16 protein-coding genes are annotated in these 21,193 nt (G+C 63.8%); 6 read left to right on the forward strand and 10 right to left on the reverse strand.

Annotation, left to right across the window (positions count from 1 at the left end):
* Positions 1 to 127: 127 nt before the first annotated feature.
* The 4 genes from glyS to GSQ90_RS16675 form a co-directional block, all read right to left on the reverse strand.
* Positions 128 to 2,641, reverse strand: a complete 2,514-nt coding sequence (gene glyS, locus GSQ90_RS16660; RefSeq protein WP_158815978.1) for a glycine--tRNA ligase subunit beta — start codon at positions 2,639 to 2,641, stop codon at positions 128 to 130.
* Between the two features lie 75 nt (positions 2,642 to 2,716).
* Positions 2,717 to 3,676: a glycine--tRNA ligase subunit alpha gene (locus GSQ90_RS16665; RefSeq protein WP_158815979.1), complete on the reverse strand. Its 960-nt coding sequence runs from the start codon at positions 3,674 to 3,676 to the stop codon at positions 2,717 to 2,719.
* 63 nt (positions 3,677 to 3,739) lie between these two features.
* Positions 3,740 to 4,573: a tRNA1(Val) (adenine(37)-N6)-methyltransferase gene (locus tag GSQ90_RS16670; RefSeq protein WP_158815980.1), complete on the reverse strand. Its 834-nt coding sequence runs from the start codon at positions 4,571 to 4,573 to the stop codon at positions 3,740 to 3,742.
* The gene (locus GSQ90_RS16675; RefSeq protein WP_371418392.1) at positions 4,566 to 4,778 is read right to left on the reverse strand and encodes a DUF2007 domain-containing protein; all 213 of its coding nucleotides are present in this window, start codon (positions 4,776 to 4,778) and stop codon (positions 4,566 to 4,568) included. Before GSQ90_RS16675 ends, GSQ90_RS16670 begins: the two co-directional genes overlap by 8 nt.
* 150 nt (positions 4,779 to 4,928) lie before the next feature.
* Between GSQ90_RS16675 and GSQ90_RS16680 the strand changes: the two genes are divergently transcribed.
* A complete protein-coding gene (locus GSQ90_RS16680; protein ID WP_158815982.1) occupies positions 4,929 to 5,942 on the forward strand; it encodes a polyprenyl synthetase family protein in 1,014 nt (337 codons plus the stop codon).
* 8 nt (positions 5,943 to 5,950) lie between these two features.
* Here GSQ90_RS16680 and GSQ90_RS16685 read toward each other — a convergent pair whose 3' ends face one another.
* From GSQ90_RS16685 to GSQ90_RS16695, 3 genes are all read right to left on the reverse strand, one after another.
* Positions 5,951 to 6,838: a 4-(cytidine 5'-diphospho)-2-C-methyl-D-erythritol kinase gene (locus GSQ90_RS16685; RefSeq protein WP_158815983.1), complete on the reverse strand. Its 888-nt coding sequence runs from the start codon at positions 6,836 to 6,838 to the stop codon at positions 5,951 to 5,953.
* A 5-nt stretch (positions 6,839 to 6,843) separates the two neighbouring features.
* Positions 6,844 to 8,601: a tetratricopeptide repeat protein gene (locus tag GSQ90_RS16690; protein WP_158815984.1), complete on the reverse strand. Its 1,758-nt coding sequence runs from the start codon at positions 8,599 to 8,601 to the stop codon at positions 6,844 to 6,846.
* Positions 8,602 to 8,753: 152 nt separating this feature from the next.
* The gene (locus GSQ90_RS16695) at positions 8,754 to 10,430 is read right to left on the reverse strand and encodes an electron transfer flavoprotein-ubiquinone oxidoreductase (protein WP_158815985.1); all 1,677 of its coding nucleotides are present in this window, start codon (positions 10,428 to 10,430) and stop codon (positions 8,754 to 8,756) included.
* Between the two features lie 186 nt (positions 10,431 to 10,616).
* Between GSQ90_RS16695 and GSQ90_RS16700 the strand changes: the two genes are divergently transcribed.
* The gene (locus GSQ90_RS16700; RefSeq protein WP_158815986.1) at positions 10,617 to 11,435 is read left to right on the forward strand and encodes a uracil-DNA glycosylase; all 819 of its coding nucleotides are present in this window, start codon (positions 10,617 to 10,619) and stop codon (positions 11,433 to 11,435) included.
* Between the two features lie 36 nt (positions 11,436 to 11,471).
* Here GSQ90_RS16700 and GSQ90_RS16705 read toward each other — a convergent pair whose 3' ends face one another.
* The gene (locus tag GSQ90_RS16705) at positions 11,472 to 12,386 is read right to left on the reverse strand and encodes a 50S ribosomal protein L11 methyltransferase (protein ID WP_158816024.1); all 915 of its coding nucleotides are present in this window, start codon (positions 12,384 to 12,386) and stop codon (positions 11,472 to 11,474) included.
* Positions 12,387 to 12,407: 21 nt separating this feature from the next.
* On the reverse strand, positions 12,408 to 14,408 hold the full coding sequence (uvrC, locus tag GSQ90_RS16710; protein ID WP_158815987.1) for an excinuclease ABC subunit UvrC: 2,001 nt from the start codon (positions 14,406 to 14,408) through the stop codon (positions 12,408 to 12,410).
* A 117-nt stretch (positions 14,409 to 14,525) separates the two neighbouring features.
* On the opposite strand from uvrC, the gene ggt reads away from it, so the two are divergent.
* Positions 14,526 to 16,310: a gamma-glutamyltransferase gene (gene ggt, locus GSQ90_RS16715; RefSeq protein ID WP_158815988.1), complete on the forward strand. Its 1,785-nt coding sequence runs from the start codon at positions 14,526 to 14,528 to the stop codon at positions 16,308 to 16,310.
* Between the two features lie 34 nt (positions 16,311 to 16,344).
* Here ggt and GSQ90_RS16720 read toward each other — a convergent pair whose 3' ends face one another.
* Complete coding sequence (locus tag GSQ90_RS16720) at positions 16,345 to 18,228, reverse strand: chloride channel protein (protein WP_158815989.1); 1,884 nt, start codon at positions 18,226 to 18,228, stop codon at positions 16,345 to 16,347.
* A 57-nt stretch (positions 18,229 to 18,285) separates the two neighbouring features.
* On the opposite strand from GSQ90_RS16720, the gene GSQ90_RS16725 reads away from it, so the two are divergent.
* The 3 genes from GSQ90_RS16725 to GSQ90_RS16735 all read left to right on the forward strand — a co-directional run bounded on the left by GSQ90_RS16725 (position 18,286) and on the right by GSQ90_RS16735 (position 21,170).
* The gene (locus tag GSQ90_RS16725) at positions 18,286 to 19,434 is read left to right on the forward strand and encodes a Xaa-Pro peptidase family protein (RefSeq protein ID WP_158815990.1); all 1,149 of its coding nucleotides are present in this window, start codon (positions 18,286 to 18,288) and stop codon (positions 19,432 to 19,434) included.
* A gap of 105 nt (positions 19,435 to 19,539) precedes the next feature.
* Positions 19,540 to 20,076: a hypothetical protein gene (locus GSQ90_RS16730; RefSeq protein ID WP_158815991.1), complete on the forward strand. Its 537-nt coding sequence runs from the start codon at positions 19,540 to 19,542 to the stop codon at positions 20,074 to 20,076.
* 161 nt (positions 20,077 to 20,237) lie between these two features.
* Positions 20,238 to 21,170 carry a ribose-phosphate pyrophosphokinase gene (locus GSQ90_RS16735; protein ID WP_158816025.1) on the forward strand — a complete coding sequence of 311 codons (933 nt, stop codon included), beginning with the start codon at positions 20,238 to 20,240 and terminating at the stop codon, positions 21,168 to 21,170.
* Positions 21,171 to 21,193 lie beyond the last annotated feature (23 nt).

Genomic DNA, 21,193 nt, shown 5'->3' on the forward strand with positions numbered 1-21,193 from the left:
TCATCGACCGCGATAGCTGTCAATGCTGTGAGGCGTCATCATAATATAAAGAGTTATTAACGCGCTTCGTCGTCCTTGCCAGCGAGGTCGGGCGAACGCTCCCACTCCCAATGGGCGACGACGGACTTCACCCCACGATCTTCGAAAAATCCGCGACCGTGTGAACGGCCTCGCGCAATTCATTCAGAAGCCGCAGGCGATTGAGCCGTAGCTCCGGTTCGTCGGCATTGACGGTGACGTCGACAAAGAAGGCGTCGACCGGCGCGCGCAAGCGCGCCAGGGCGCGCATCGCGCCCTCGAAATCCTCGCGCGCGACATGTTCGGCGGCGCTGCGGCTGGCGGCGCCAAGCGTGTTCGCCAGCGCCTTCTCTTGCGGCAGGACCAGCGCATCCTCGTCATGCGCGCTCGAAAAAGCGCCGGCGCCGTCCTTCTTTTCCTCGGCTCGCAAGATGTTGGCGGCGCGGCGATAGCCAGCCAGCAGGTTCTTGCCGTCGTCGGTTTCGAGAAAACGCCCGAGCGCTTCGACGCGGCGCACAATCATCAGGAGATCGTCCTGGCCGGGCAAAGCGAAGACCGCGTCGATCAGATCATGGCGCGCGCCCTTGTCGCGGAGATAGACTTTGAGGCGATCGGCAAAGAAGGCGAGAAGGCTTTTGCCGAGCGGCAACGCCGGCTGGGCGTAAATGGGACGCAGATCCGGGCTCCCTTCATAATACCCCACCACGTCGCCAGACAGACCTAGGGCCGTCGGATTATCTTCTCCGGAAAATCCAATTGCGGTTAAACTATCCGCTAGGCGGTCCAGCTCTTCCAGCCGACGATGAAGCTCGTGGTGCGCCGCCGCGAAACGAGCGATCTCTTCTCCATGGACGCCTGGCGAATGATCGGGATGGCCGATCTGGAACAGACCCGCGTCTTCTCCGCGTTTATCGATAAAGCCGTCAAAATTCAGCAGCATTGTATAGGACGGGTCGCACCAGCGCTCGGTCGGCTCGGTCAATTGCGGATCGTATTCCTTGGCAAGCGATCTGTAGGACGCGTCAGGCCTGAGCCCGTACAGGATGTAGGCGAGGAGAGACCATCGAACGCAATCGGCAATGGAAAGCCGAAGATTATTATCCAAAATAAGTCGGATGATTCCCAGCGCCGCCCGCCTTAGCGCATAGGGATCTTTGCTCCCTGTCGGCTTCTCGTCGATGATCCAGAAGCCCACAAGCGCGTCGAGCTTGTCGGCCAGAGCGACGGCGATCGAGATCGGCGCGCCCGGCGTGCGATCGTTTGGCCCTTGCGGCTTGTAATGATCTTCAAGCGCGGCGGCGACCGCTGCGTCTTCGCCCTGCCCGGCGGCGTAATAGCGCCCCATAAGCCCCTGAAGCTCGGGGAATTCGCCGACCATTTCCGTGACGAGATCCGCCTTGGCGAGAATCGCGGCGCGCCGCGCCAGGGCAGGATCGGCGCCAACCAAAGGCGCCAATTTGTACGACAAGGCCGCGATCCGATCGACGCGTTCGCCCTGCGACCCCAGCTTCTCGTGAAACACAATGCCGAGCGCGCGCAGCTTGGCGAGCCGCTGATCGAGCGGCTTGCCGGCCTTGCCTTTATAATCGGGTAAGGACGCCAGATCGGTCAGCCAGAAATGGCGCGCATCCGACAGCCGCGCGCGCACGACGCGCCCATTGCCCGCCGCGATCGCGGCGCCGCCGTCGCTGGCGATGAGATTGGCGACGAGAATGAACTTGTTGGCGAGCTTGCCGCTCGCGTCGCGCAGTACGAAGCATTTCTGATTGGCGCGGATGGTGGCGCGAATGACTTCGGAGGGAATTTCAAGGAAAGCCGCTTCGAATTCGCCCATCAGCACGACGGGCCATTCGACGAGGCCGGCGACCTCCTCCAGCAGACCCTCGTCCTCGACCAGCGCGAGCCCATGCGCAAGCGCCAGGGAGCGCGCGTCGGCCAGAATGATCTGCTTGCGTCGCTCGGCGTCGAGCACGACCCTGGCCTTAGCGAGGTTGTCGACATAATCCTCGAAGCGCCGAACCTTGATCGCGTCGGGCGCCATGAAGCGATGACCATAGGTTGTGTCGCCCGAGGCGAGACCGTCGACATCGAACTTTACGATCTCGGGCGTCTCATGCTGGCTGCTGAAGGTGCAGACGATCGCGCGCAACGGCCGCACCCAGCGCAGGGCGTCCGAACGTACGGATGCCGCGCCCCAGCGCATCGACTTGGGCCAGGGAAAGCCGCGGATGATCGCGGGAAAGATCTCCGCGATCACCTGCGTCGTCGCGCGGCCCGGCTTCTCGATCAGCGCGACGTAGAACTCGCCCTTCTTCGGATCCTTCTCGATCTTGGCGTCTTCGATGCGCGCGAGCCCGGCGCTCTTTAAAAAGCCCTGGATCGCGGCGTCAGGCGCGCCGACGCGGGGACCCTTGCGTTCTTCCATGCTCTTGGTCTGTTCGGCGGGAAGGCCGACGATATGCAGCGCGAGTCGGCGCGGCGTGACAAAGCTCTGCGCGCCCTCATAGAGCAGGCCGCGCTCGACCAGCGCGCCGGTCACGAGACGTTTCAAATCCTCGGCGCCCTGGCGCTGCATGCGCGCGGGGATTTCTTCGCTGAAGAATTCTAGCAGGAGGTCGGGCATTGCGTCTCACAAATGGCATCGTTCGATCTTAATTCAAAGCGCCCGCTTCCCCTTCTCCCGCAAGGGGGAAACGATTTACTGACCCGGCCCCGCGCCGCCGCCCGCCGTCTTCAGCCATGCGGCGCCGCAGGCTTTGGCGAGCTCGCGCACGCGCAGGATGTAGCTCTGGCGCTCGGTGACGGAAATGACGCCGCGCGCGTCGAGCAAGTTGAAGGCGTGGCTCGCCTTGATGCACTGGTCGTAGGCCGGCAGCGCCATCAGGTGACGGGTCCCGCTCGCGCCTTTTTCCAGCAGCGCGCGGCACTCGCCTTCGGCGTCCTTAAAATGGCGAAACAGGATTTCCGTATCGGCATATTCGAAATTGAACCGCGAATATTCCTGCTCGGCCTGCAGAAAGACGTCGCGATAAGAAATGCGCGCGGCGCCGTCGCGGCCGTTGAAATTGAGATCATAGATGCTGTCGACGCCTTGCACATACATGGCGAGACGCTCCAGTCCATAGGTCAATTCGCCCGACACCGGCGCGCATTCGAAGCCGGCGACCTGCTGAAAGTAGGTGAATTGCGAGACTTCCATGCCGTCGCACCAGCATTCCCAGCCGAGCCCCCAGGCGCCCAGGGTCGGGCTCTCCCAATCGTCTTCAACGAACCTTATGTCGTGCAGCGCCTCATCGACGCCAATCGCTTTGAGCGAGCCGAGATAAAGGTCCTGCAAATTCTCTGGCGAGGGCTTCAGGATCACCTGGAACTGATAATAATGCTGGAGACGATTGGGGTTCTCGCCATAACGGCCGTCCTTGGGACGGCGCGAAGGCTGCGCATAAGCGGCTTTCCAAGGCGTCGGCCCAAGCGAACGCAACGTCGTGGCGGGATGAAAAGTGCCGGCGCCGACCTCCATGTCATAGGGCTGCAAAATGACGCAATCCTGCCGCGCCCAATAGGCTTGCAGCGTCAGGATCAGCGCCTGAAACGAGCGCGTCGGATCGAGTGACGCGTCGGCTTCCTGGGCGGCCTTGGATGCGGAAACAGCGGACATAACGGCTGGCGACTCTGGTATTTTGATTGAGCGCGCGGACCCTAGTGAGACGGGCCGCGTCGGTCAACGCGGCGTTCGCGTTTCCTTTCGCGGCCCCGCCTCGCCCCAATCGATCAAGGCCTCGCCGCGGTGGATAGCCTCGGCCGCTGGCGTGAAGGCGCCGGCGTCATCATGGAGGATCAGGCCGGGACGCAGGCTGATAGGCCCTCGCGCACCCTTCACGCCGGTGACGAGAAGGCGATGGGCGGGCGCCTGGGCGTTCGGGTGGATGGGCAGAACCGCGACCGATCCGATCCGCCGCCCGAAAGCGCCTAGAATTTGCGCGAGTGCGTCGGGCCGGTGGATCATGACGAAACGGCCGCCGGCGCGCAGCAAAGCAAAGCACGCGACAATCCAGCCTTCCAGGGCTGCGCCGGCGCCGGCTGGCGATTTGTCAAAGACATGGGCGGTCGCCCGCCTCGCGTCGGGCGAAGCGCGCACGCTTTGCGCGTCGAAAAACGGCGGATTGGTCAGGACAAGATCGGCGTCGTCATCGATAAGGCCGGCGCTCCGGCGGTCGCGGGCCTGGGTAATATCGACGCGCAAGACGCGCGTTCGCCTTTCCAGGCCGTTGAGCGCGGCGTTCTGCTCGGCGAGGGCGGCCAGATCGGCGTCCTTTTCGACGAGGTCGGCGCTTGCGCCGCTTATGCGCTGCAGCGCCGCCAGCCCGACCGAGCCGACGCCCGCGCCAACATCGACGAGGCGGCTGACCCCGTCGCGGGGCGCCGCCGCCGCCAGCAGGATCGCGTCGCTGCCTGCTCGATGCCCCTTGACCGGCTGGCGAATATTCAGACGGCCGCCAAGCAGCGTGTCGTCGCTCGTTGCAAAATCCCCTGGCCTGTCGGCCGGGTCACTCATGGCGCAATTCGGCGGCCAGACCCGCTTCTTGCAGCAGGCGCCGCGCGCGGTTGCTCTGCTCCGTGTCGACCATGATGCGGCGCGGCAGGAAGCCGAGCGAGCCCTCGACGGCGCTCATATGCTGGTCGGCGACGAAATAGGGCACGCCTTCCTGCGTCAAAAGGCTCTCGATGACCGAGATCATGACCAGATCGTTGGTGCGCACGATTTCAATCAAGGTCGACCTATGGCGTTGAACGTAAAAGCAAAAAGTCCATCCGCGATTTGAGCCTGGCTCCCTGCGACGTATCGCGCTTGCCCGTGCGGCGGCCCCTCTTTATGGTCAAGCCGTCTTGAAGTGACAAGGGAAGAGCCTGTGGGAATTGTCATTCCGCTCGAAGAAAAGTCGTCCGAGCGCCTCATCGACAGGCTCACGGCTCTCGTCGCGACCGATATGGCCGCCGTCAATCAGACGATTCTTTCGCGCACCGGGTCGGATGTCGGCATGATCCCCGAAGTCGCCAATCATCTGATTTCGTCGGGGGGCAAGCGCCTGCGGCCGATTCTGACGCTGGCGACGGCGGGTCTGTGCCATTATTCGGGCGAGGGACATATCAAGCTCGCCGCTTCCGTCGAATTCATGCATACGGCGACGTTGCTGCACGACGATGTCGTCGACGAGAGCAACATGCGGCGCGGCAAGCTCGCGGCCCGGGTGCTTTGGGGCAACGAAGCCAGCGTGCTGGTCGGCGATTTCCTACTCGGCCAAGCTTTCAAGATGATGGTCGAGGTCGGCTCGTTGCAATGCCTCGATGTGTTGTCGAGCGCCGCCGCCGTGATCGCCGAGGGCGAGGTCATGCAGCTTTCGGCCGCCAAGGATACGGCGACGACGGAGGACGCCTATCTCGCTGTCATCCGCGCCAAGACAGCGGCATTGTTCGCAGCGGCTTGCGAAGTCGGGCCGATCCTTGCCGAACGCCCGAAGGCCGAGATCGCCGCCTGCCGCGGCTTTGGCGCCAATCTGGGGATCGCGTTCCAGCTCATCGACGATGCGCTCGATTACGGCGGCTCCTCCGCCAAACTCGGCAAGAATGTCGGCGACGATTTCAAGGAAGGCAAGATCACGCTGCCCGTCGTTCTGTCGTTCCGACGCGGCGCCAGCGTCGAGCGCGAATTCTGGCGCCGGACGCTTGAGCAGGGCGAGGTCCGCGACGGCGATCTTGAGATCGCGCTCGCCACGATGAAGAAGCACCGGGCGCTTGAGGATACGATCGAGCGGGCGCGCCATTACGGCGCGATGGCGCGGGATTCGCTCGAATTGTTCCCCGCCTCGGCCTGGAAACACGCGCTGCTCGACGCGGTTGAGTTCGCGATCAGCCGCGCGCATTAGGCGCGCCGCTACCGTAAAACGGTCGTCTTCACCCACCAACCGGGATGCGCGCGCGCCAGGGACGCCGCGGCGCGCGAGGCCGCGGCGCGCTGGTCGAACAACGCGAAGCATGTTGCGCCCGAGCCCGACATGCGCGCCAGCGAAACGCCGGGAAGCGCGCCGAGCGCTTCGAGAACCTCGGAAATCGCAGGTTCCAGCGCGCACGCCGCGGCTTGCATGTCGTTGCGGCCCTGCCGGAGAGCGCTTGTCGCAGCCGACCGATCCGCGCCGGCTCCCGGCAGGGGCGATGCGCCGAGTCCCGAAGAAGCGCCTTTGGCGAGGCCGAGGCGCGCGAAGACCGCGGGCGTCGCGACGGCGACCCGCGGATTGGCGAGCACCGCGAACAGAGGCGGCAATTGCAATCGGGGTCCCAGCTTTTCGCCGCGGCCGCTCATGGTCCGCGATTGAGGATCGAGACAAACGGGGACGTCCGAACCCGTCGCCTGCGCCGCCGCCCAAAGATGGGGATCGTCGGCGGCCAGAGCATTTTCATGCGCCAGCGCGCGCAGCGCCGCCGCCGCGTCGGACGAGCCGCCGCCAAGGCCGGCCGCGACGGGCAGGTTCTTGCGCAGATGAAACCGGCCCAGCCGAATCCCCGGCGAGCGGTCCTGCAACGCGCGTGCGGCCCGCATAATGAGATTGTCGCCGATCGCGCCGGCGGCCGCCGCCATAGGCCCGTCGACCTCAAGCGAAAGGGTCTCGGCGGGCTCGAAGGACAGCCAGTCGCCGCAGCCCGCGAAGGCGACGACGCTGTCGAGATCGTGCCATCCGTCCGCGCGGCGGCCCAGGATATGCAGCGTCAGATTGACCTTCGCGGGCGCGCGCCAGATCCGGCTTCTCCCCGGCCAAAGACCCATCCGGCTCAGCCGCCGTCCTTTTTGGGCTCCGTTTGCGTCGCGGCGGGCGCATCGTCGGGCAGGCCGGAATCGATCTTCTTCAAGATGGCCGGCAGATCCTCGGGCTCGGGTCCCATATCGCGCGCATGATTCCATTGGAAATGCGCGTCGAGCTTGCGACCCATGCGCCAATAGGCGTCGCCGAGATGGTCGTTGACGACCGGATCGGCTGGCTTCAGCTCGATCGCCTTTTCGAGCTCGCGCGTCGCGTCGTCGTAATGGCCGAGTTTGTAATCGGCCCAGCCCAGGCTGTCGACGACATAGCCGTCGGTCGGCCGCAGATCGACCGCCTGGCGCAACATCTTGAACGCCTCATCAAGATTGACGCCCTGGTCGATCCAGGAATAGCCGAGATAATTGAGCACCAACGGCTGGTCGGGGAAAAGCTCGAGCGCCTTCTTGAAATCGGCTTCGGCCTTCGGCCATTGCTTGCTGCGCTCGAAGCAGATCGCACGGAAATAGAACAGCGTCCAATTGCTGCGCTCGGGCTTGGGGATGAGGTCGATCGCCTTCGTGTAGGTTTGCGCGGCGTCCTCGAATTTCTTGGCCGAACGTTGCAAGCTGCCTAGGGCGCTCAAAGCGTCGACATCGTTAGGATGGGAATCGACTATCTCCTGCAGCCGCTTGACCGCCTCGTCGGAGCGGCCAAGCGCGTCAAGCGAGAGGCCCGCCTGGATATTCGCGCTTGCGCGCATCGGCGAAGTTTCAGGCACCAGATCATAGGCGTCGATCGCCGCCTGATTCTGCTTGAGCTGCTCATAGAGATCGGCGACCGTGACGGCGGCCAGCGCGTGGTCGGGCCGCAGGTAAAGCGCCAGGCGTAGATAAATCAGCGCCGCCAGTTCGTCGCCTTGCCGGCTGCCCGCGCCCCCAAGCCCATAAAGCACTTCGGCGGCGCCGTCCTTGGCGTTGCGCACGATTGGGTCGAGCGGCCGGCCGGCGGCCAGATCGGCCAACGCGCCGTCGACAAGTGGGTGGTGCGGGAGGACATGCGCGAAATCCTCATAGACCTTTTTCGCGCCGTCGCGGTCGCCGTGCCGGGCGAGATAGCGAGCGTAGGAATCGGCGAGCCGCAGCGTATTTTTCTCGCCGTCATAGGCGGCCTTCAACCGCTTGAGAGCTTCGGGCGCATTGCCCGTCAGGTCGGCGATCAGGCCGGCGTGATAGTCCCGAAAAACCGCGAAAGAGGGATCACGAATGCGATCGAGGGCGGCAAGCGCATCGTGGCCGTCGTTCAGTCCGGCGAAACTCCATGCGGTGAGCAGCGTCGTCGTCACGTCATGCGCCCTGCCGGCGTCGCCCGCGGCCAATTGCACGCGCGCGACGGCGTATTGGCCATCCGCGATCGCGCGAACAGCAAGGGTCAGGCGGCCGAGGCTATTGTTGGAATCACGCGTCAGCAGCCGGTCGGAGAGTTGAAACGCGTCCGGCATATTGCCGCTCGCCAGCGCCGCCGCGAAGGCGCGCTCGATCAGTTCGGGGTTGCGCGGATCGGCGCGCAACGCTTCGCGGAAATAGGCGGCCGCCGCGGTCGTGTCGCGATCCGCGCCCGCAACGAGCGCGGCGAGATAATTTCCGGACTGGCTCTCGCCCACTTCAACCGACGTCGATAAGGCAAGGCCGTCTCGCGCCAAAGCCGCGCCGGCCGACAGGGAGAGCCCCAGGGATACGGCGGCGAGGATGCGGGCGGCCGATCGGCCGCGAATCAGGGAGTGGCGAATCATTGGAGTCACTGCTTCGACTTTCTTTCCCCGCCTGCGCTGAGAGATGAGCGGCTCCGGCGGCATGATTTCCTCTTAAAGCCTTATAGGCCAATCAGTCGCCGCGAAAAGTGGCGGTTTTGAGCAAATGAGAAATTTTGACGACAGGGATTTGGTCACATGTTGGGATAATTGGGGCCGCCGCCGCCTTCGGGGCAGGTCCAGTTGATGTTCTGCTCGGGGTCCTTGATGTCGCATGTCTTGCAGTGGACGCAGTTCTGCGCGTTGATGACGAAGCGCGGATCTTTATGGGCCGCTTCGTCGCCATAGACCACTTCATAGACGCCGGCCGGACAATAGAGCCGGGCCGGCTCGCCATATTCGGGGAGGTTGACGCGGATCGGAATGGTCGGGTCCTTCAGACGCAGGTGGACCGGCTGGTCCTCTTCGTGATTCGTGTTGGACAGAAACACCGACGAAGCCTTGTCGAAGGACACGCGCCCATCGGGCTTGGGATAGACGATCGGCTTGACCTCAGCGATCGGCTTAAGCGTCGCGCTATCGGGTTTCCCGTGTTTCAGGGTTCCGAACAGCGAGAACCCCATGAGTTCATTGGTCCACATGTCGAGGCCGCCGAGAGCGACGCCGATGGCGAGGCCAAACCGCGACCAGAGCGGCTTGACGTTGCGCACCTTGAACAGATCGCGGCCGATGTCGGAAGCGCGCCACGCCTCCTCATAAGCGGTCAGTTCGTCATTGGCGCGGCCCGCGCCAAGCGCTTCATGCATCTTCTCGGCGGCCAGCATTCCCGAAAGAATCGCGTTATGCGAACCCTTGATGCGCGCGAAATTGACGAATCCAGCGGCGCAGCCAATTAGCGCGCCCCCGGGAAAGCTGAGTTTTGGCGTCGATTGCCAACCGCCCGAACTGATCGCCCGCGCGCCATAAGCGAGGCGCTTGCCACCTGAAAACGTATCGACAATCAGAGGATGTGTCTTGAAACGCTGGAATTCGTCGAAGGGCGAAAGCGTCGGATTGGTGTAGTTGAGGTGGACGACAAAGCCGACGGCGACCAGATTCTCGTCGTAATGATAAAGAAAGGAGCCGCCGCTCGATCCCGCGCCTAACGGCCAGCCGAAACTGTGCTGGACGAGGCCGGGCTGAAATTTTGCCGGATCGACCTGCCAGATCTCCTTGATGCCGATGCCGTATTTCTGCGGATCGCGGCCCTCGTCGAGCCTGTAACGGGCGACGATCTGTTTGGTCAGCGAGCCGCGCGCGCCTTCGGCGAGCAGCACATATTTGCCGCGAAGCTCCATGCCGCGCGTGAAACTGGCCTTATGCTGGCCGTTCCGGCCAATGCCCATATCGCCCGTCGCAACGCCGACCGCCTCGCCATGGAGGCCGAAAAGCACTTCGGTCGCGGCAAAGCCGGGATAGATCTCGACGCCGAGCGCCTCCGCTCGGGCGGCCAGCCAGCGGGTCGTCGCGCCGAGCGATCCAATGAAGTTGCCATGATTGCTCATAAGCCTGGGCATCGGCCAGTTGGGCAGCGTTACGCCCCCTGACGGGCCAAGCACCATGAAGCGGTCCTTTTTGACCTCCGTCTTGAGCGGGCGGTCCGGATCGGTGCGCCAGTCGGGAATCAGCCGGTCCAGTCCGATCGGGTCGATGACTGCGCCCGACAGGATATGCGCGCCGACCTCGGAGCCCTTTTCGACGATCACCACAGTCATATCGGCGTTGAGCTGCTTCAGCCTGATCGCCGCCGCAAGCCCCGCGGGGCCGGCGCCGACGATGACAACGTCGAAATCCATCGATTCGCGCGCGGGCAGTTCGGATTCGCCGGCCATTCCTGTCCCCTAAGGAATAATGAGCGTGAGGAAGCGAGGAAAAACATTTCGCTTCCTGATGACAAGCGCTGTTTTGGACCGGGGCCCCCGAAATGTCGACTGCCCTTTCGAAGGCTAGAAGCGTCGTGCTAAATGCGCACCAGGTCCGGCCGTTCCGCATTTCGCCGCTCTTTCAAGGCTTTTTTCATGCCGCCAAAAGCCACGAACCCTCCTTTGGACCTCCTCACAAGGCAAGGCGCCGCGGAGGCGCTGCGGTGGTGGGTTGAGGCGGGGGTGGATATGGCGCTTGACGAGGCGCCGCACGATCGATTCGTGGAGCGCCCCGCGCCGCAACTTAAAGCCGCGCCCGTTGTCGCCACGTTGCCGCCGACGCGGATAGAGCACGCCGCCGCGGCGCCGGACGATGCGCGGCGTTCGGCGACTTCCATAGTGGCGGCCGTCAAAAATCTCGATGAATTGCGCGAGGCGCTGGAGAAGTTCGACGGTTGCGGCCTGAAGGCGACCGCGACGCGGTTGGTTTTCGCAGATGGCGCGCCCGATGCGCGCATCATGCTGGTCGGCGAGGGGCCGGGCGCGGACGAGGACCGAATCGGGCGCCCGTTCGTTGGCCGCGCCGGCCAATTGCTCGATCGCATGCTGGCCTCAATCGATCTCGACCGGTCGAAAGTCTATATCGCCAATGTCGTGCCCTGGCGCCCGCCCGGCAATCGCACGCCGACGCCGCAGGAGACGACGATCTGCCTGCCGTTCATCCGCCGCCAGATCGAGCTTGTCGCGCCCAGACTGCTCGTGTGCCTGGGCGGATCGGCCGCGCAGACGCTGCTTGGCATGAAAGAAGGGATCACGCGCACGCGCGGGCAATGGTACGATTATGCAATGGGCGACGCCGTCATCAAGGCGCTGCCGATGCTTCATCCCGCCTATCTCTTGCGCCAACCGGCGCAAAAACGAGCGGCTTGGCGCGACTTGCGGACGCTGGCGCGGGCGGTCAGGGAGATGGGGTGAACCGCCCCCGCATGGATCGTGAAGGTCATCTCGGCTTTAGCCGCCCCGCCGCAACCGCAAGCTCGCCCAGCCCTCGAGGTCCATGCGTTCCGCCAGGAAGAAGCCTTGCGCGCGCCAGGCGGCCAGAACGCCTGGAACATCGGAACCGAGCAACCCCGAGACGATCGCCTCGCCCGCCGGCGCGATCACGGCGCTCAGCGAGGGCGCGAGCGCCCGCAAAGGCTTGGCGAGGATATTGGCGAAGACGAGATCGTAGGGCGCCCCCGACCGTAATTCCCGCCGCTCGACGCCGCGCGAGACCAACGGATGTAGTAGGGCGCCGACGCCATTGAGGCGCGCGTTTTCCCGCGCGATGGCGACGGCGACGGGATCAATGTCGCCAAGCGCAACTTTGGTTCGCAGCGCTTTGGCGGCGGCGATCGCCAGCACGCCGGTACCGCAGCCGACATCGAGAATGCGTCTCGGACGCCAGCGGCGCAGCACGCGCTCCAGATGCAGGAGACAGCCGCGCGTCGTGCCGTGATGGCCGGTGCCGAAAGCGAGCGCCGCCTCGATCTCGATCGCGATGTCATTGGCTTTGACATGAGCGCGATCATGAGCGCCATGTACGAGAAAGCGTCCGGCGCGCACGGGAGAAAGACCGGCCAGCGCATTGGCGACCCAGTCGCGTTCCGGCGTGCGGCCAAATTCGAGCGCGGCGGCGGCCGCTTCCCCGGCCGCCGCGGCGACGAGTTCGCGCAAGAGATCTTCATCGGGCGCGAAGCCGAAATAGACCTCGACCATCCAGGCTTTGCCGTTCGCCAGCGGCGCATCGGTTTCGAAAGCCGAGGCCGCCGTCTCGGCCGGCTCAAAACTTTCGACGACAAGATCGGCGATTGCGCGCGCGCGCGCCTCATCGCAGACGAGACGCATCATATAAGCGGCATTATTGGGGGGCAGGCCTTCGAGCATGCGGCCTGCTACCACACGGCGTTAGTTCCTGTCGACTTCATGGAAGAAATCATAAACGATCTTAGCCGTCGCCGCATTGACGCCCGGCGCCTTTTCGAGATCGGTCAGGCCCGCGCCTGCTACGCCCTTGGCGGTGCCAAAGGCGTTCAGCAACGCCCTTTTGCGCGCGGGGCCGATGCCCGGGATTTCGTCGAGCGGGCTTTTGACAAATTCCTTCTTTCGCTTGGCGCGATGCGTGCCGATGGCGAACCGGTGCGCTTCGTCGCGCAATCGCTGCACGAAATAAAGCGCGGGGTCGCGCGGCGCCAGCCGGAAGGGCTCGCGGCCTTCGACAAAAAAAGTCTCGCGGCCCGCATTGCGGTCCGGACCCTTGGCGATCGCGGCGAGGCGAATGCCCTCAATGCCCAATTCGGCGAAAATCTTCCGCGCCTCCTCGAATTGCCCGCGTCCGCCGTCGACCAGAACGAGATCGGGCCGGTCGGGAAAGGCGGCGGTCGCATCGGGCGCCGGCACGCTATAGTCCTTTTCGGCAAGGCGCGCAAAGCGCCGTCCCAGCACTTCGCGCATCATCGCGTAATCGTCGCCGGGCGTCAGATTCGTGCTCTTGATGTTGAATGTGCGATATTGGTTTTTCACAAAGCCGTCGGCGCCCGCGACGATCATCGCGCCGATCGCGTTGGTCCCCATGATATGCGAATTGTCATAGACTTCGACGCGGCGGATCGGATGATCCACGCCGAAAGCGCTCGCCAGCGCGCCCAGCAATTTCTCCTGCGTCGCCGTATCGGCGAGCTTACGCGACAGCGCTTCGCGCGCATTGCGCATCGCATTTTCAACCAGTTCCCGCTTCTCGCCGCGCTTGGGCGCGCCGACGGCGATGCGGCGCCCGGAGCGCACGCTGAGCGCTTCGCATAAAGCGTCATGGCTCTCGATGTCATGGGAAAGCAGCACGAGGCGAGGCGCGGGCCGCTCCAGATAGAATTGCGCGAGGAAGGCGTCGAGCACTTCGGCGGGTCCGAGGCTGCGGTCAGCGCGCGGAAAATAGGCGCGATTACCCCAGTTCTGGTAGGTGCGAAAGAAGAACACCTCGATGCAGAACTGTCCTGCCTCCTCCGCCACCGCAAAGACGTCGGCTTCTGGAATGCTCTTGGGATTGATGCTCTGTTCGCCCTGGATCGCCGAAAGCGCGGCGATGCGATCGCGCAGACGTGCGGCTTTCTCAAACGCTAAATCCTCAGCCGCCTCCCCCATCTCCGCCGCGAGGCGATGGCGGATCGCACGGCTGCGTCCTGATAGGAAATCGCGGGTCTCGCCGACGAGCTGGCTATAATCGTCAAGCGAGATTTCACCCGTGCACGGCGCCGCGCACCGCTTGATCTGATACAACAGACAGGGACGCGTCCGGTTCTCGTAATAACTGTCGGAGCAGGTCCGCAATAGGAAAGCGCGCTGTAGCGCGTTGAGCGTGCGATGCACCGCGCCGACATTGGCGAAAGGTCCGAAATAATTGCCCTTGCCGGTCCTTGCGCCGCGATGCTTGAGCAATTGCGGCGCCTCATGATCGCCGCTGATCAGGATATAGGGGAAGCTCTTGTCGTCGCGCAGCAGCACATTGTAGCGCGGCTTCATCTGTTTGATGAAGTTGGCTTCGAGCAGAAGCGCTTCGGCCTCTGTCTCCGTCGAGACGAAAACCATCGATGCGGTCTGCGCGATCATGCGCGCAATGCGGACCGATTGTTGTTCGGGTTTTGTATAGCTGGCCACGCGCTTCTTGATGCTGCGCGCCTTGCCGACATAGAGGACTTCGCCGTCCTGCGCGAACATGCGGTAGACGCCGGGGCCGTTGGGCGCATGCCGCCAGAAGGATTTGATGACCGCCGCGCCGCGGGCGAGCGAGGCGGGCCCGGAATCCTCCTGTCCGAGGTCGAGTTCGACGCCGGGGAAGGCGTCCTCCTCGTCGTCCTCCGGCCCGTCGAAGGGCGGCGCCTCGGGCGCTGGCGGGTCTTTGGGAATGTCGTTCATGATATGTCTCATTTAAGCTTTGAGGCGGCCTTTGCAAAGCGCGTTTCTCAAGCGCCGCCATCGGTTAACAATTCGCGTTTTGACCGTCGCGCCCGGCTGTGCCAGCATCCAAAACTAATGTTTTCCCAAGGGAGGTGCGCCGTGAGAAGAGTCTGTGCTCTTGCAGCAATCGCTGTCGCCTGCGGCGCGACCGCCGCATTCGCTGTTTCGCCCGCCCCCGTCGGCGCAAACCACGGCATGGTGGTGACGGGACAGCACCTGGCCTCCGACGTCGGTGCGCAGATCATGCAGGAAGGCGGCAACGCCGTGGATGCGGCGGTCGCGGTCGGATACGCCCTGGCGGTCGTTTACCCGGCGGCGGGAAACATTGGCGGCGGCGGATTCATGAACGTCCGCCTCGCGGACGGCCGCTCGGTGTTCCTGGACTTTCGCGAAAAAGCGCCGCTCTCGGCGACCGAGAAGATGTATCAGGACGCGAGCGGCAAGGTGGTGCCGGGGTTGTCGACGGACGGTTGGCTGGCTGTCGGCGTTCCTGGGTCTGTCGCCGGATTTGAGACGGCGCTCCGCGAATATGGCGCGTTGACGCGCCAGCAGGTGATGGCGCCCGCCATCAAGCTGGCGCGGGAAGGTTTTATCTTGGGCCAGGGCGACGTCGCGCTGCTCCACGAGGGGACCGCAGGCTTTCTTAAAGATCCAGCTGCCGCGGCGATTTTCCTGAAGGACGGCAAGCCTTACGCGGTCGGTGACCGGCTCGTGCAGACCAATCTCGCCAAGACGTTGGAGGCCATTAGCAAAGACGGCGCCGATGCGTTCTATCACGGCGGTGTCGGCGATGGAATCGTCGGGGCGAGCCGCGCGGGCGGCGGCATCTTCCAGAAGGCGGATTTCGAAGGCTATAAGGTCCGCGAGATGAAGCCGGTCGAATGCAATTATCGTGGCTACGAGATCCATTCGTCGCCGCCGCCAAGTTCCGGCGGCGTCATCATCTGCGAGATTCTCGACATTCTGGAAGGCTACGATCTCAACCGCATGGGCTTCCATTCGGCGGAGGAGTTCCACGTTCTGGTCGAAGCGGCGCGACACGCCTATGTCGACCGCAACAACAAGCTCGGCGACCCCGACTTCGTGCAGAATCCTATCGCGCAATTGCTCGACAAGAGCTATGCCGCAAAAATCCGCGACAGCATTCCGGCGACGAAGGCGACGCCTTCGGCCGATCTGGGACCTGGAAAAGATTTGCACGAGGGCGCCCAGACCACGCATTATTCGATCGCCGATGCGCAGGGCAACGCCGTGGCGGTGACCTACACGCTGAACGATTGGTTCGGCATCAAGAAAGTCGCCGGCGACACCGGCATTCTGATGAACAATGAGATGGATGATTTTACCGCCAAGCCCGGTGTGCCCAATATGTTCGGGCTCGTACAGGGCGCGGCCAATGCGATCGCGCCGGGCAAGACGCCGCTGAGCTCGATGAGCCCGACCATCGTCACCAAGGATGGCAAGGTGGTCATGGTGATCGGCAGCCCTGGCGGCTCGCGCATCATCACCATCACCCTCGAAGCGATCCTCAACGTCATCGATCATGGCATGACGGTGCAGGAGGCCATCGATGCGCCGCGCATCCACGAGCAATGGTTGCCCGACGTCGTCCTCGCCGAGCGCATGGCTTTGTCGCCCGATACGAAAGCCGTCGTGGAGGCGATGGGCTACCAAATCAAGGAAGTCGAGCCCTGGGGATTGGCGGAGGGCATTCTGCTCGGCGGCCCGAGCATCGCCTTGCCGGCGCAGGGCGGCGGCGACGCGCAGCCGCTCAGTCTTGGCACCCAGGCGGCCGGCGACTACAAATTATTCGGCGCCAATGACGATCGCGGCCCGGCCGGTTCAGCGTCTGGCTTTTGACGCTGTCGTCTTGGCTCTTGAAGCGCGCGTCGATCTAACGGTCGATGAGCTCCCGGTTGCGTTTCTCAAGCTCGCGTCCATAGGCGCGCAGGGCGTGCGCTTCCGACAATGTCCCGACGATTCGGCGCGATTGCGCGTCGGCGAGGACGGGCAGCACGTCCGCCTCGCTCTTTTCGAACAGGTCCAAAGCGGCGCGGATCGTCGATTGAGGGACGAGGAAATCGTCCACCCAATGGGCGAGCGAATCGATGCGTCCTGAATCTTCAGACGCCGCCGCGTGCAGATCGCTGACCAGCACGGTGCCGACATAAGCGTCGTTTGCTTGGGTCAGGAACAATTCCTTGACGATCCCGACGGGAAACAAGATGCGCGCGGCGGCGATCGTTCGATCGGCTGCGACCGCGCGGAAGTCCTTGCGCATAAGGCGCGCCACCTTGAGATCGCGCACCCAACCGATGTCCTGGGGGCCGCGAATCGCCTCGCCGCGCAGATGAAAGCGCCAGGTGGCGAAGGAATAGCCAAAAGTCTCACGCACGATCAGGCCGCTGAGCGCGCTGGCCAACAATGCGGCGACCATGATGCGAAAGTCGCTTGTCGCCTCGAGGGCGAGAAAAGTCATGGCAAGCGGTGCGCCGATGATGCCGGCGCCGACCGCGGCCATGCCGAGGATTGAGAGCAACGTCGGATCGACCCCGATCAGGGGCGAAAGCGCGTCGAGGCTTTCCCCATATAGACGCCCCACCAGCGCCCCGATCAGCAGCGAAGCGAAAAAAAGGCCGCCGCGAAATCCGGCTCCGAGCGAAACCGCCGACGCCAGCCCTTTGAGCGCCAGAACGAACAGAAGCTGGGTCACGACCAGGTTGTCCGTCAAGACCATGCCGCGCGCGCCATGGCCGGCGCCAAGCGCCTCCGGGCCAAGCAGTCCGAGGCCGCCGACCAGCAGCCCGCCAGCGATCGGTCGCAGATTCTTGGGGAACGACAGGGCGTCGAGGCTGCGTTCGACCAACGCCACCCCTTCCATCAACACGACGCTCGCCGCCGAGGCGATAAAGGCGATGATAATGGCGTGCGCAGCCAAGGCGGGGGTGGTGACGGAGAGCAGCGCTTCCGCAAGGATCGGCTTATGAACCAGCAGCCGGTCGGCGACCACGGTTCCTAGAACTGCGCTTATCGCGACCGGCATGAGCGAGGAGACGCTATAGGCGCCCAGGATCGCCTCAAAAGCATAGAAGGCGCCGGCGAACGGCGCATCGAAAGCGGCGGCGATCGCGCCAGCCGCGCCGCATCCCACCAGCAAGCGCATATCGACGCGACGGGCGCCCAGCCCGCGACCCAGCAGCGAGGCGATCATCCCGCACATCTGGGTATAGGCGGCCTCCAACCCGACCGAAGCGCCAAAACCATTGGAAATCAGTGTTTGCGCACTGATGTAAAGGCTTCCTCTGGCCGATAGCCGGCCGCCATGCAGCGCATTGGCCTCGATCGCATCGGCGAGGCGGCCGCGGAATCTGTCCTTCGCCCAAAGCCCGAGGAGGGCGAGGATTGCGCCGCCAAGGAAGGGAAAGGCGACGACGCGCCAGGAATCGCGGACAAGGGTGACGCTGAGCGATGCGGCATGGGGGATCTGAAAGAAAATCTCATGCATTTCTTGCGATGCGACGCTCATCGCTGCGACCAGCAGTCCGCTGAGCGCCCCGATGATCGCGGCGATGACGAGCAGCCCGCTTTCGCGCCCGCGCACGAAAGCCCGCATCCAGAGCGGGAAGGATCGATCCAGTTGCAGCGGGCGCAGCCGCGGCGCGTCTGCCGCCGCCGAGGTGGAGTTTGCCTGATCGCGCCGCCAGAAGCGCTGGAAAACCGTACTCTCTTTCGTAATTTCCGCGCGCTCCCCGATCCGGTCATTTTTGACGATCAGCATTGTCTATGCGAGATGTCGAGCGCCGATCCTCTCACTTTTCATTTAACAAAGGGACATATGTCCGTCCATTTCACAGCCGACGAAATGTCCGCGCGCAAGCAGCGTCTCCGGGCGGCGATGGCTGCCAACGGCCTCGACGGTATGTTGCTCTTTGCGCAGGAAAGCCTGTTCTGGCTGACAGGCTATGACACGTTCGGCTTTTGCTTTTTCCAATGCCTTTATGTCGGCGCAGACGGCGCCATCGCCTTGCTGACCCGCTCGGCGGATCTGCGGCAGGCCCAGCATACATCCGATATCTCAGACATTCGCGTTTGGAAGGACGGCGTGAGCGCCAATCCGGCTAAAGATCTGAGAGCGATGCTTGAGGACCTCGGCGCGCGCGGCCGGTTCGGCGTTGAAAACGACAGCTACGGCCTGACCCATTTCAACGGTCGCCGGCTTGAGGCGGCGCTGGATGGTTTTGTGACGCAGACCGACGCTTCGCGCCTCGTCGCCGAACTGCGCGCGACGAAATCGGACGCCGAGATCGCTTTCGTGCGCGAAGCGGCGCGGCTCTCCGATCTTGCCGACGGCGCGGCGATCGAGCGGACCGGGGCGGGCGTGGACGAAGGCGCGATCCTCGCCGCCATGCATAGCGAGATTTTCGCGGGCGGGGGCGATTATCCCGGCAATGAATTCATCATCGGCTCGGGCGCCGACGCTTTGCTGTGCCGCTATAAGAGCGGGCGGCGCAAGCTCGACGAGCGCGATCAGATCACACTCGAATTCGCCGGCGTCTACCGGCATTATCATGCCGCGATCATGCGCACGCATATCGTCGGGCGCCCCAGCGCCTTGCATCGCTCCTATCATGCCGCCGCGCGCGCGGCCCTTGAAGCCTGCGAAGCCGAACTGCGTCCCGGCCGGACGGCTGGCGACGTCTTTCAGGCGCACGCCCGCGTTTTTGACGCGCATGATCTGTCGCGTCATCGATTGAACGCCTGCGGCTATGCGCTCGGCGCCAAATTCACCCCGTCCTGGATGGATACACCCATGTTTTACGAGGGCAATGAATTCGTGATCGCCCCGTCGCAGGTCTATTTCCTGCACATGATCTTGATGGACAGCGACAGCCAGACGGCGATGTGTCTCGGGCGGACCTATCTGGTGGGCGCGTCGCGGGCCGAGCCGATCAACGCCCCCGATCTGGACCTCGTCGTGAAATAGGGGTAGCTGTCTTAACGAATGGTAAAGCGTAAGGTTTTTCTGTTGGCGCATTTTTTCTCCGCGAAAGGCGGTCGGCGTTCCGGCCCGGCTCTCGCCGCGTACAGCGTGTTGGCGCTAGCGTTTCCGCTTGCCGGCTGTGTCGAGACGGTTGCGGAGATGACGCCCAATACCGACGCTCATCCCCAATTCGTCCGCCGCCCGGACGTCAGCCTCGCGGGCGCGAGCGTCGCCTTCGTCTCGGTCGACGGCCCGCCTGCCGCGGTTTCGGCAAGCTTCTCCCAAATTATGGCGCGGGAGGCGGCGGCGCACGACATCGTCATCGCCGACGCAAAAAAGGCGCGCTATCTCGTGCGCGGTTATCTCTCGGCCTATGCGACGGCGGATGGGGCGGCGGTCGAATATGTCTGGGACGTATTCACGAAGGATAGACAGCGCACGCAACGGGTCGACGACGTCCTCGACGTCAAGGGCGATGGCTCCGATCCCTGGCGCATCGTCGGAGAAGCCGCCTTGGCCAGCGTCGCGGCCAAAAGCGCCGACGATCTCGCCGCATTCCTGTCCAATACGCCCGAGGCGGTCGCCGCGGTGCAGCCGCTGGCGGGTTCGGAAGCCAAACCCTTGAGTTACGCACCGGTCAATTGAAGCGGCCGCCTCCCCGCGATCGTCATGAGCCCGACATATTGTTCGCCGCCGACTCGGCTGCTATGACGCGCCTGCCTCGATGCCGGGCGCGTCGGGGCTTGGCGCTTTTCTAGGTTCCGGCAAATGGCGACCGCGGGCGGGAGTTCTGAATGATCGGCGCGATGAAAATACTGGCGGGCAATTCAAACGGGCCCATCGCCGAGGCAATCGCCGCCTATCTGGGCGAACCCCTCACAAAATGTCATGTGCGTCGGTTCGCTGACCTCGAGATATTCGTGGAAATCCTGGAAAACGTGCGCGGGCGCGACGCTTTCATCATCCAATCGACCTCCTATCCGACCAATGACAATCTGATGGAGTTGTTGATCATGATCGACGCGCTGCGGCGCGCCTCGGCCCAGCGCATCACCGCTGTCATGCCTTATTTTGGTTACGCCCGCCAGGACCGCAAGTCGGCGTCGCGCTCTCCGATATCAGCCAAGCTCGTCGCCAATCTGATCACCCGCGCGGGCGCCGACCGCGTTCTGACCGTCGACCTTCACGCGGGTCAGATCCAGGGCTTTTTCGATATTCCAACCGACAATCTTTTTTCCGCCCCAACGATGGTGCGCGACATTCAGGCGCGCGAGGCCGTCGCGGACGTGATGGTCGTCTCGCCCGACGTGGGCGGCGTTGTGCGCGCGCGCGCGCTCGCCAAGCGCCTCGACGCGCCGCTCGCCATCGTCGACAAGCGGCGCGAGCGGGCGGGCGAGTCCGAGGTGATGAACATCATCGGCGACGTGCGCGGGCGCAATTGCATCCTGCTCGACGACATCGTCGATTCCGGCGGCACCTTGTGCAACGCCGCCGACGCGCTGCTCGACAAGGGCGCGCTGAGCGTGTCCGCCTACATCACCCATGGCGTGCTGTCGGGCGGCGCGGTGGCGCGCATCGCCGCCTCCAAGCTGAAGGAATTGGTGCTGACCGACACGATCGCGGCGACCGAGGCGGTGCGTGTGGCCCGCAACATCCGCGTCATTTCGATCGCACCGCTGGTCGGCGAGGCGATCGCGCGCATCGTCAAGGAAGAGAGCGTCTCGGTTCTTTTCGATTGAGAACGTTTTCTCGTCATCGACTC

This window comes from Methylocapsa sp. S129 (assembly GCF_009765995.1).
Classification (GTDB): Bacteria; Pseudomonadota; Alphaproteobacteria; order Rhizobiales; family Beijerinckiaceae; genus Roseiarcus.